General features: G+C 31.7%; 9 protein-coding genes. All 9 read left to right on the top strand.

Annotated features, from left to right (window positions below; genetic code table 11):
* The first annotated feature begins 147 nt into the window (after positions 1–147).
* The 9 genes from HMPREF3058_RS03380 (at position 148) to HMPREF3058_RS03340 (ending at position 12,070) form a co-directional block, all read left to right on the top strand.
* The gene (locus HMPREF3058_RS03380; RefSeq protein ID WP_002490903.1) at positions 148–1,392 is read left to right on the top strand and encodes an ArgE/DapE family deacylase; all 1,245 of its coding nucleotides are present in this window, start codon (positions 148–150) and stop codon (positions 1,390–1,392) included.
* 432 nt (positions 1,393–1,824) lie between these two features.
* Positions 1,825–3,348, top strand: a complete 1,524-nt coding sequence (locus HMPREF3058_RS03375; protein WP_002499477.1) for a M4 family metallopeptidase — start codon at positions 1,825–1,827, stop codon at positions 3,346–3,348.
* 513 nt (positions 3,349–3,861) lie between these two features.
* Positions 3,862–4,323: an arginine repressor gene (locus tag HMPREF3058_RS03370; RefSeq protein WP_002486840.1), complete on the top strand. Its 462-nt coding sequence runs from the start codon at positions 3,862–3,864 to the stop codon at positions 4,321–4,323.
* 337 nt (positions 4,324–4,660) lie between these two features.
* Positions 4,661–5,896, top strand: a complete 1,236-nt coding sequence (arcA, locus tag HMPREF3058_RS03365) for an arginine deiminase (RefSeq protein ID WP_002446960.1) — start codon at positions 4,661–4,663, stop codon at positions 5,894–5,896.
* A 104-nt stretch (positions 5,897–6,000) separates the two neighbouring features.
* The gene (gene argF / locus HMPREF3058_RS03360) at positions 6,001–7,008 is read left to right on the top strand and encodes an ornithine carbamoyltransferase (protein WP_002490889.1); all 1,008 of its coding nucleotides are present in this window, start codon (positions 6,001–6,003) and stop codon (positions 7,006–7,008) included.
* A 258-nt stretch (positions 7,009–7,266) separates the two neighbouring features.
* A complete protein-coding gene (gene arcD, locus HMPREF3058_RS03355; RefSeq protein WP_002490916.1) occupies positions 7,267–8,670 on the top strand; it encodes an arginine-ornithine antiporter in 1,404 nt (467 codons plus the stop codon).
* Between the two features lie 244 nt (positions 8,671–8,914).
* A complete protein-coding gene (locus HMPREF3058_RS03350) occupies positions 8,915–9,601 on the top strand; it encodes a Crp/Fnr family transcriptional regulator (RefSeq protein ID WP_001831835.1) in 687 nt (228 codons plus the stop codon).
* A 291-nt stretch (positions 9,602–9,892) separates the two neighbouring features.
* Complete coding sequence (locus HMPREF3058_RS03345; RefSeq protein ID WP_002490876.1) at positions 9,893–10,651, top strand: alpha/beta hydrolase; 759 nt, start codon at positions 9,893–9,895, stop codon at positions 10,649–10,651.
* A gap of 252 nt (positions 10,652–10,903) precedes the next feature.
* A complete protein-coding gene (locus HMPREF3058_RS03340) occupies positions 10,904–12,070 on the top strand; it encodes a CapA family protein (protein ID WP_002490888.1) in 1,167 nt (388 codons plus the stop codon).
* Positions 12,071–12,182: the final 112 nt, after the last annotated feature.

The raw sequence follows: 12,182 nt of genomic DNA, 5'->3' as shown, positions 1-12,182 counted from the left end.
ATTTAATATAAGACATGACTTTAACAATGAATGGTATATAAGTATTGTAAGGTAAACAATATAGATAAATGAGATACATTATAGAATAAAAGTTATACTTACATTGTTAAATTAAAAGTTTTACAAATTAAGAAAGGTGGAATAACGATGCGCGTATTATCTAATGAGGAAAGAGTTAAAATCTTATCCGATATAGTGTCAATAAAAACTGTAAATAGTAATGAATTAGAGGTTGCACAGTACTTAGAAAAACTATTTAATCGGTATGGAATTCGTTCATATATTGATACAGTTACAGATGGTCGAGCAAATTTAATTGCAACCGTTGGTTCAAGTCAACCAGTTATAGGAATATCTGGTCATATGGATGTAGTATCTGAGGGGGATCATGATCATTGGACGTATGATCCTTTCACACTCACAGAGGATCAAGGCTATTTATACGGTAGGGGAGCTGCAGATATGAAATCTGGATTAGCAGCTTTAGCCATTGCTCTTATTGAAATTAAAGAAAGTGGTAAGTTAACACATGGAACTATTAAATTCATGGCAACAGTGGGTGAAGAAATGGAACAATCTGGTTCGCAACAGTTGTTTGAAAAAGGATATGCTGATGATTTAGATGCATTACTTATTGCGGAACCATCATTTCCTAGTTTGGTGTATGCACATAAAGGTTCAATGGACTTTAGAATAAAATCTAAAGGACGTGCTTCACATAGTTCATTACCATTTTTAGGTCAAAATGCTATTAAGCCATTATTAGAATTTATTCAAAATATAAATCAAGAATATGAAAAAATAACACAATCAGTAAAAGGTGAATCCTTAGATTTTTCAAACATGATAAATAATTTAGGAAGTCAACTACCTAACCATATAACAAAGGAAAAGGCACAAGAGCTTATTCAAGGACTTGTTATGACTAATAGTATTGTTCAAGGGGGAACACAAGTTAATTCAGTACCTGATTTTGCTACAGCTGAATTTAATGTACGCACAATACCAGAACATAATAATAACAAAGTTAAAGCGTTATTTAATAAGTATATCGAGGAAGCAAATCAAAATGGTGCTAGTTTGACTCAAGAACTTTATCTTGATTTAGAACCTGTAGTAACAACAGGTCAAAATCGCTTGGTAGAGCTAGGGTTTGATATTGCAAAAAGCCATTTTTCTAACGAAAGAGATTTAATCGTTACTCCTACTGTAGCAGTTACTGATGCTTCTAACTTATTAAAAGGAAAAGATGAAAATTTTCCATTTTTAATGTTTGGTCCGGGAAATGGACCTCATCAAATAAATGAGTGCGTAGAAAAAACCAATTATTTAGAATTTGTGGAATACTATATAGAGTTTATCACTTCATATTTAAATGAAGAGAATGAGTAATAAAGATGTGACGTTACACCCTCCAAGTAGAATTTAAAATATTCAACTTGGAGGGTGTTTTTAATATAACATCGTAAAACTAAACTGTATTTAAAAAATACGCCGTACCATATTGTTCTAGAATTGTTGGTTCTTCAGAAAGTGACGACTTTTTAAATCTATTTCTCAAAATATAACATTTGAAGTGAAACGTTTTAACTATTTGATATAATAATTAATTTTATTTCATTTTAATTAACTGAAGTGTATTATAACATTAATTCTAAATTAAAATTTTAACATAAGTTTTTAAAGTATTGTACAAATTATTTATACAAAAAAATTATAAGTGATGATTATGTGAATTAAATGAAATTTTCATTTACTTTTCAGAAAATTTTAATTACTATTATATAGTAAGTTGTTTTTCATTAATTTATAGGAGGTAATAAAATGAAGAATTTTTCTAAATTCGCACTTACAAGTATTGCCGCATTAACTGTGGCAAGTCCTTTAGTCAATACGGAGGTTGACGCTAAGGATAAAGTATCAGCAACTCAAAACATCGATGCGAAAGTAACCCAAGAATCTCAAGCAACTAACGCATTGAAAGAGTTACCAAAATCTGAAAATATAAAAAATCATTACAAAGATTATAAGGTCACTGATACTGAAAAAGATAACAAAGGATTTACGCATTACACATTGCAACCGAAAGTGGGCAACACGTATGCACCCGACAAAGAAGTAAAAGTTCATACGAATAAAGAGGGTAAGGTAGTTCTTGTCAATGGTGATACTGATGCTAAGAAAGTTCAACCTACGAATAAAGTATCGATAAGTAAAGAAAATGCCACAGATAAAGCTTTCGAAGCAATAAAAATTGATCGTCAAAAAGCTAAAAACTTAAAAAGTGATGTCATCAAAACCAATAAAGTTGAGATTGATGGAGAAAAAAATAAATATGTTTATAACATAGAAATTATTACAACTTCACCAAAAATTTCTCATTGGAATGTGAAAATTGATGCTGAAACGGGTCAAGTAGTTGGTAAATTAAATATGATCAAAGAAGCAGCTACTACAGGTACAGGTAAAGGTGTACTAGGTGACATGAAACAAATTAATATTAATAGTGTCAGCGGTGGCTATGCACTACAAGATTTAACTCAACAAGGTACACTTTCAGCTTACAATTACGATGCGAATACTGGTCAAGCTTACTTAATGCAAGATAAAGATAGAAATTTTGTTGATGATGAACAACGTGCAGGTGTAGATGCAAATTATTATGCTAAAGAAACGTATGACTATTATAAAAATACTTTCGGCCGAGAATCATATGATAATCAAGGTAGCCCAATTATTTCACTCGCACATGTAAATAACTTCCAAGGTCAAGATAACAGAAACAATGCGGCTTGGATTGGTGATAAAATGATTTACGGTGACGGAGATGGACGTACATTTACAGCGCTGTCTGGTGCAAATGATGTTGTTGCACATGAAATTACACATGGTGTAACACAGCAAACTGCTAATCTTGTTTACCGTTCTCAATCAGGTGCATTAAATGAAAGTTTTTCAGATGTATTTGGTTACTTCGTTGATGATGAAGATTTCTTAATGGGTGAAGATGTTTATACACCTGGCGTAGGCGGAGATGCCTTAAGAAGTTTATCTAATCCAGAGCGTTTTGGACAACCATCTCATATGAATGATTTTGTTTATACAAATTCTGACAATGGAGGCGTACATACGAATTCAGGTATTCCGAACAAAGCAGCTTACAACACAATTCGTAGTATTGGTAAACAACGTTCTGAACAAATTTACTATAGAGCGTTAACTGTTTATTTAACTTCAAATTCTGATTTCCAAGATGCCAAAGCATCATTACAACAAGCAGCATTTGATTTATATGGCGACGGTATTGCTCAACAAGTAGGTCAAGCATGGGACAGTGTTGGCGTGTAGGCGAACCGTTTTAAAATAAAAATATGTTAACAAGTATCTAAAAATGAATTTTAAAGAATCTTAACAAAGAAGAAGTAATGTTAAATATTTACAATCTTTAAAGCCTTAATCGAAATGAGTGTTGACTTAATTTCGACTCAGCCTGAGACAAACTTAACTGTCTCAGGTTTTTTATTTCATCATAAGAGTGAACTAAAATCTTCAGGATTTTTTCAACTAATACAAAGCTGCTTACTTTACCTTGAGGTAAGACTACGGTTTGTCTAGCGTATGTGTGACTGCATAGTAATAAGTATATAAAACCTAATAAGAATAAAAGGGAAAATATAGATAAAATGATAGTTAAATAAACAAATTAATTTTAAATTTGAATGTATGTTTACGTACTTTGTCACAAACGACATAAAAATTCTTATAATTATCAACAATAAAATGATAAAGTATAATTAAATAAAAAGAAATTTTAATTTATAAATTAAAATAAATTGATTATCTATAGGAGTTGATCATTCAATGAAAAAGAGTAAACGACAAGATTTAGTAACTATGATTGTTAAGCAAAATCACATTTATAAAAAAGCAGATATTATTGATTACATTGATGATCACTTTGGTGTACGTTATAGCATGACTACTATTGCAAGAGATTTAAGAGAACTCCATATTTATCGCCTGCCTGTGAAGGCAAATCAATATGAATATAAATTACTTACGCAGCAGTCTCAATTAGACTCAAGAGTAAAACTTAATGATTACATAAAAACAGAAATTATTAACACTATGATTAAAGAATCGTATATACTAATAAAGACGACACCAGGATTTGCACAAAGCATAAATTATTATATTGATCAGTTACAATTGAAAGAGATTATAGGAACTATAAGTGGTAATGATACGATTATGATTCTTACACATTCCCAGTCTATAGCTGAATATGTCTATTACAAAATATTTAATCATAATTATTCATAAAAATTTATAAAGTTGTGTATTATAAATATAACCTGGTAAGCGCATACATCGTTTATCAGGTGTTTTTTATTTCAATAAATATGAGTGTTGTTATTTGACTAAGTATTCAAATTTATGAATAAAAAACTTTTATCCATAAAGATGTAAAGGTTCATATTACTCAAATATTCATTTTTTCAACGAAAGTATGCAATAGTAATGTATATTCAAACATAATTATGTATTGAATAACCAAATGTTGCGAAACTTTTTACATTTAGTATGTGATAATCATCACGAACTTAGTTATTAATCAGTTTTATACTGATAATGTAGCGAAGAAAAGGAGGAAATGAGTATGACAAATGGACCTATTCAAGTTAACAGTGAAATCGGGAAACTAAAGACGGTATTACTTAAAAGACCAGGGAAGGAATTAGAAAACTTAGTGCCTGATTACTTAGATGGATTATTGTTTGATGATATTCCATTTTTAAAGGTAGCTCAACAAGAGCACGATCGTTTTGCTCAAGTTCTTCAAGATGAAGGAATAGAAGTGCTTTATTTAGAAAAATTAGCAGCACAAAGTATAGAAGATTCAAATGTCAGAGAGCAATTTATAGATGACGTTTTAGCAGAATCTAGAAAAACTATCCTAGGGCATGAAACAGAAATAAAAAAACTCTTTTCAACTTTGTCAAATCAAGCATTAATTAATAAGATTATGGCTGGCGTACGCAAAGAAGAAATACAACTTGAATCGACACACCTTGTAGAGTACATGGATGATAAATATCCGTTTTATCTTGACCCAATGCCTAATCTATATTTCACACGTGATCCTCAAGCTTCAATTGGTAAAGGTATGACAGTAAATCGCATGTTTTGGAGAGCAAGACGCAGAGAATCGATTTTCATTTCATATATTTTAAAACATCATCCTAGATTTAAAGATGAGAATGTTCCTTTATGGTTGGATCGTGACTGCCCATTCAACATCGAAGGCGGAGACGAACTGGTTTTATCTAAAGATGTACTTGCAATAGGGATATCTGAACGTACTTCTGCACAAGCAATTGAACGTTTAGCACGACGTATTTTTAAAGATCCGTTATCTACTTTTAAAAAGGTGGTGGCGATTGAGATTCCAACTAGTCGAACATTTATGCATCTAGATACTGTTTGTACAATGATTGATTACGACAAATTCACTACACATTCAGCAATTCTTAAATCAGAAGGAAACATGAATATCTTTATTATCGAATACGATGATAAAGCTGAAGATATCAAAATTCAACATTCTAGTCATCTTAAACAAACATTAGAAGAAGTGCTCAATGTTGATGAAATTACATTAATACCAACTGGAAATGGTGATATCATCGACGGAGCTCGTGAACAATGGAATGATGGTTCGAATACTTTATGCATCCGTCCCGGTGTGGTTGTAACTTATGATCGTAATTATGTTTCTAATCAATTGTTACGTGAGCATGGTATCAAAGTTATTGAAATTCCTGGAAGTGAACTTGTACGTGGTCGAGGAGGCCCTCGATGTATGAGTCAACCTTTAATAAGAGAAGATCTATAGATATAAGATAGGGTGTTGAATAGATATAGCTTGAGCATCACGAAATACATTCACTTATGCTATTAAATTTGATAGCGACTTATAAAATGAAAGGGGCACATCCCATGAAAAACATCAAGAAACCCTTCGATTTAAAAGGTAAGTCACTGCTAAAAGAGTATGATCTCACAGGTGAAGAATTTGAAGGTCTAATCGATTTTGCTATGACGTTAAAAAAATATAAACAACAAGGTACACCACATCGATATTTAGAGGGTAAGAACATTGCTTTACTCTTCGAAAAGACGTCTACTCGCACGCGTGCCGCATTTACAGTCGCATCTATTGATCTAGGTGCACACCCTGAATTCTTAGGGAAAAATGATATTCAATTAGGTAAAAAAGAATCTGTTGAGGATACTGCTAAAGTTTTAGGAAGAATGTTTGATGGAATTGAATTTAGAGGTTTTTCCCAAAAAACTGTTGAACAATTGGCCGAATTCTCTGGAGTACCGGTATGGAATGGGTTAACTGATGATTGGCATCCTACACAAATGTTAGCTGATTATATGACAATTAAAGAAAATTTTGGATATTTAAAAGGCATCAACCTAGCTTATGTAGGAAACGGACGTAATAATGTTGCACATTCGCTTATGGTGGCGGGTGCGATGCTTGGCGTAAATGTACGTATTTGTACACCCTCATCATTAACACCAAGAGATGTATATTTTAATATTGCTAAAGATCAAGCGTCTAATTATGGAGGTTCAGTTAAGATGACTGATAACATTCATACTGCCGTTAAAGATGCAGATGTTATTTATACTGATGTTTGGGTATCAATGGGTGAAGAAAGTGAATTCGAAACACGTATTCATTTATTAAAAGACTATCAAGTTAATAGAAAAATGTTTAATTTAACCGGTAAAGTAAATACGATATTTTTACATTGTTTACCAGCTTTTCATGATACACAAACAGAATATGGTCAGGATATTTTTGAAAAATATGGCTTAACTGAAATGGAAGTAACAGACGAAATATTTAGAAGTGAGCATTCTAGAGTATTTGACCAAGCTGAAAATCGAATGCACACGATTAAAGCCGTGATGGCAGCAACTTTAGGCTAGATTTACTACAAGAAAAATAAATAGGGATAAGATTACGTGTATGCTTTATTAAATAAACGAATATTTAATCTTGCAAATTGTGTCACATAATAAAAATAACTTTTTTCAAAATCATGTTGAGAGGATGATATAGAACTTCGGTCAATGACTATCAAAGATGTGTCGTTACTCATCTATATCTTTCCGTAATACATCTATATATGTGTATTTTAAAAGACATATACGTTTTCACTCCCTCCTTCTAAAGGAGAAATGAATATGAATGACACAGGAGATAAAAGATTAGGTCGAACATCATTAATCGGTCTTGTTATAGGTTCGATGATTGGTGGCGGTGCTTTCAATATTCAATCTGATATGGGAGGCCACGCTGGAGGATTAGCAATTATAATTGGATGGTTGATTACTGCTATTGGAATGATTTCATTAGCGCTTGTCTTTCAAAACTTAACTAATGAACGATCTGATTTAGATGGTGGTATTTATAGTTATGCTCAAGCGGGTTTTGGTGATTTTATAGGGTTTGCAAGTGCTTGGGGATATTGGTTCTCAGCTTTTTTAGGTAATGTCGCATATGCAACGTTATTAATGTCTTCTATAGGGAACTTCTTTCCAATATTTAAAGGGGGCAACACATTTCCTAGTATCATAGTGGCATCAATATTATTGTGGAGTGTGCACTTTTTAATATTAAAAGGAGTTGAGACGGCTGCTTTAATCAATAGTATTGTGACTATTACAAAATTAATTCCTATCTTATTAGTGATTATATGTATGATTGTAGCCTTTAATTTTAATACATTCAGGATAGGTTTCTTTGGAATGGATGGATATGGATCATTATCATTTCATTTCGCTAATACGATGTCACAAGTTAAAAGTACGATGTTAGTGACAGTTTGGGTGTTTATTGGTATTGAAGGTGCTGTTGTATTCTCCGGAAGAGCTAAAAATAAAAAAGATGTTGGATCTGCCACTGTTATCGGACTTATTTCAGTATTGCTCATTTATTTCTTGCTGACTGTATTAGCACAAGGTATTGTAATTCAAAATCATATTTCTAAACTTGAGGCACCATCAATGGCACAAATTTTAGCTTATATTGTTGGTGATTGGGGAGCAACATTTGTCAATATTGGTCTTATTATTTCAGTATTAGGTGCATGGCTAGGTTGGACATTACTTGCCGGAGAGTTGCCTTTTATTGTAGCTAAAGATGGTTTGTTTCCAAAGTGGTTTGCAAAAGAAAATAAAAATGGGGCACCTATGAACGCCTTATTCATTACTAATGTATTAGTTCAAATATTCCTTATTAGCATGCTATTTACCAAAAGTGCTTATCATTTTGCATTTTCTCTCGCGGCAAGTGCTATACTTTATCCATACATGTTCAGTGCGTTTTATCAGGTGAAATATACAATAGAACACAAGTTAACTGCAACGCCTAAACAATGGACTATAGGAATTCTAGCATCTATTTATGCAATTTGGCTGGTATACGCGTCAGGTATAGATTATTTGTTACTTACCATGTTGCTCTATATTCCGGGGATTATCGTCTATGTAGTTGTTCAAAAAAATAATCAAAAGCGACTTACACAATTTGACTATATTTTCTTTAGTCTTATCGTTATTTTAGCATTGATAGGGTTATTACGATGATGTGATTTATATTTTTAAATGTTATAGATAGTGATCAATCATGAGTTATAAAGGGAGTTTAATCGATAAAAATCAAACAAAGAAAAGTATATAAAATATTTGATATTTAAACTATTGGTATAATAAGAACAGTGGTCCATAGTAAATATTGTCTGTAGTATATACAGAATTCTAATAAATTTTAAATCGGAGAAATTATAGCGTCCCCTTTGACCATAGTCTAAGGCAATAAGGAGTTATTTTTATGACTGGAAATCAAATGTTTTGTAGAGAAAATGAACTTGATGAAAGTTTTAAACAATTAGCATCTTATATCAATATTCCTGTAGGCGTATTACTGCCATTTAAAAGTCAATGTTTTGTGAGACATTACAACAAAGGACAAATTGTCTACTATTCGTCTGATGAAACCACGCATATCTACTTACTCTTAAAAGGTAATATTATGAGAGAAAATTTTAATTTGAATGGTGATGTATATCGATATTTGAATAGAGAAAAAGTGCTCTTTCCTTTAAATAACTTATTTCAAGATAAAGTTCCTAATGAAATGTGTACAGCCCTAACAGATTGTGAAATGATTGGAATACCGAGAGATTTAATAGAATATTTATGTAAAAATCACGAAGAGATTTTTGTGAAATTATTCTCCTTATTAAGCGAAACACAATGTCAACATATTGAATACAATATGGCTTTAACGAGTAAATTAGCTAAAGAACGCGTGACTAAGATTTTACGTTACCTATGTCAAACAGTAGGTTATGATCATGATGAGTTTTATGAAATTAAGCATTTTATGACAATACAGTTATTGAGTGATATGGCAGGAATATCTAGAGAAACGACGAGTCATATCATAAATGAACTTAGAGAAGAAAAAATACTCTTTAAAAACAGTAAAAATTGGTTGGTTAGTAAAGACTTATAATGAGTGCGTATCACTCATACATAATTGAAGACAAACGATGGTCGAATAGGTTTCTATGAAATCATTCACTATCGTTTTTTTATTTCATGATTTATTGCTTTAGAAATATATCATATTTAAAGGTTAGACAATCTATAGTAAATCAACTTGTTTAATATAGAGAATAAAATTTTAGTTCCGCATTGGAAAGTATAGAAATTTATATAATCTATAGTCAAAGTTGCGTTTTTTCTATAAATTGATAAAAAGAATAAGTAAAATAATAGATAATACAGTAGAGGAGTGACACATATGGCTTTAATAACAATGAATTACAATTCACCAACGATAGGAATGCATCAAAATTTAACGATTATTTTACCCGAGGATGTAACATTCTTTGATAGTTCAAGAACAGCGAAACAATTGAAATCAATGTTGTTATTACATGGATTGTCTAGCGATGAAACAACTTACATAAGATATACAAGTATCGAGCGTTATGCAAATGAACATCAACTTGCGATTATAATGCCTAACGTCGATCATAGTGGCTATGCAAATATGGTATATGGACATAGTTACTATGATTACATATTAGAAATTTACGAATACGTACATCAAATTTTACCACTTTCTAGAAAAAGAGAAGATAATTTTATTGCAGGACATTCAATGGGCGGTTATGGAACGATTAAATTTGCGCTAACTCAAAGTGATAAATTTGCTAAAGCTGCACCACTTTCAGCAGTTTTTGAAGCACAGCGACTCATTGATTTGGAATGGATTGATTTCTCTCCACAAGCTATCACCGGAAGAGATACTCAAATTAAAGGTACAGAACTCGATACGTACTACTTACTTGATCAAGCCATCGATGCTAATGTAGATATTCCTGAATTGTTTATCATGTGTGGTAAAGAAGACTTTTTATATCATGATAACCTTCAATTTATTGAGACGTTAAATGAAAAAGGGGTTTCTTATAAGTTTGAAGATGGTCCAGGAGATCATGATTATGCTTATTGGGATAGAGCTATTAAACGTGCGATTGAGTGGTTTGTCCAGTAATGATACAAAGGGTTGAATTTGGATATTTAGGCGGACATCTTATTAAACGAATATAAAAAATTGTTACTCGCCTTAGTATTCTTCTCTTATTGATTTTGTTCGGTGTTACAGTTAATCCAGATGACAGGTAAGACAACTATAGTTATTTATTAAAAACATTATGTTCACATATCATATATTGTTTATTAAAGTTAATAGAGATATGATGAAAATAAATACAAAAGTTTATAAAAGGGGATAAAGTATTAAAAAATGAAAACAGTATCTAAATATTTAGTGTATACCATGATATTATTTACGTTTTTCATAGTTGTTAGTGGATGTACGATTAATCAATCTTTTAGTAATAAACAAAATGCAAATAAAACGATACGTGTTGTTGCTGTAGGTGATAATTTAATTCACCCAGTTGTATATAAAGATGCACAAATTACGGGGAATAGTTTTGATTTTAAACCTATGTATCAACCAGTAAGAAAAGACATTCAAAACGCAGATATTTCTTTTGTTAATCAAGAATCACCATTAGGTGGGGATGATAGGCCTTATTCAGGATTTAAAAACTTTAATACACCGAGTAGTATTGCTCAGGATTTAGTAGATACTGGCTTTAATTTTGTAAACGGTGCAAACAATCATGCCTTAGATCAAGGGGAGCAAGGTGTAAGTAATCATATTCATACTTGGAACAAATTTAAAGATCAAGTTTTGTTCACGGGTGTATATGAATCAGAACAAGCACACCGTCAAATTCCTATTAAAACAATTAAAGGTGTGAAAGTTGCTTTATTAAGTTACACATTTGGTACAAACGATCATCAACCAACTCATGATTATATGGTAGATACGTTTGATGAAAATAAAATTAAGCAAGATGTTAAGAAAGCCAAACAACAAAGTGATGTAGTACTTGTTTCAGCACATTGGGGTAATGAAGGTAAGCATCAGCCTAACGCCACTCAAAAAAAATATGCACAAATTTTCGCTGATGCAGGTGTTGATGTAGTTTTAGGTACACATCCTCATGTGATTCAACCAGTAAAATGGGTTGATGGTAGAGAAGGGAATCGTACACTCGTAGCATATTCTTTAGGAAATTTCTTGAACGGTCAGTCAACAGGGGATGAAAGTAATGATTTATTAGGACGAATAGATTTTAAAATTAGTAAGAAAGATAAACAGTTTCAAGTTCAAGATGTGAAGTGGAGAAGTATGGTGAATTATTACGAATTAACTCAACACCAAAACCAGTTCCTTAAGTCGAACTTTAAAGTGATGATGCTAGATGACTATAATGACAAAGATGCCACTCATCACGGTCGCAATCAAATGGATAGTTCTTCGATGAGCCCAGCACACTTACGTGATATCACACGTTCAGTTATTGATAAACAATATTTAGATAATCGGAGTTTATAGAGAATTCAAGTAAGCCTCACATTAAAGAATGTGCAGGCTTATTTGTATATTTGGAATTTTTAACTCGGAAGTGAAAACAAATTCTAAAACTATAGCAATGGCTAAAGATATG

It is taken from the genome of Staphylococcus sp. HMSC068G11, assembly GCF_001815825.1.
Taxonomy (GTDB): domain Bacteria; phylum Bacillota; class Bacilli; order Staphylococcales; family Staphylococcaceae; genus Staphylococcus; species Staphylococcus epidermidis.
Note: the sequence above shows the minus strand (reverse complement) of the source record. Positions and strands in the feature narration are given on the sequence as shown.